Origin of the sequence: Vibrio sp. 10N.261.45.E2 (assembly GCF_002875705.1) — a bacterium.
GTDB lineage: Bacteria > Pseudomonadota > Gammaproteobacteria > Enterobacterales > Vibrionaceae > Vibrio.
The window spans coordinates 1-447 of record NZ_MCZZ01000047.1; the positions used below are offsets into that span (position 1 = coordinate 1).

Here is a 447-nt window from a genome sequence, read left to right on the forward strand (position 1 = left end):
GAAATTGAGGAGATTCAGAGTGAGCGAGGAGTAACGGTTGATCACGCAACGATTAACCGTTGGGTTCTTAAATTTGCCCCAATTTTAGAGCACAAGGCAAGGCGTCGGAAGAAGCCAGTATCTGGCTCATGGCGTATGGACGAGACCTATATCAAAGTGAAAGGAGAATGGCTCTACTACTATCGAGCTGTCGATAAATTTGGTTAAGTCATTGATTACTACCTTAGTTACAATCGGGATGAAGCCGCCGCTATCGCCTTTCTGAATAAGGCGATAGCTCAACACGGTCTCCCTGAAAAGGTGGTGATTGATGGCAGTAAAAGCAACTACGCTGCCATCGATGCAATGAATGTCCAACTTTGGTTAACAGGCTTCTTTATGCTGTCACTAATAGAGATATTGGATGTCAAATATCTGAACAATATCGTAGAACAAAGTCACCGCTGG

Annotated in this window: 1 pseudogene; it reads left to right on the plus strand. The window is 44.1% G+C overall.

The features are described 5' to 3' along the window. Window positions 1-447 (plus strand): annotated as a pseudogene (locus tag BCT34_RS02630) (IS6 family transposase); the annotation flags it as partial.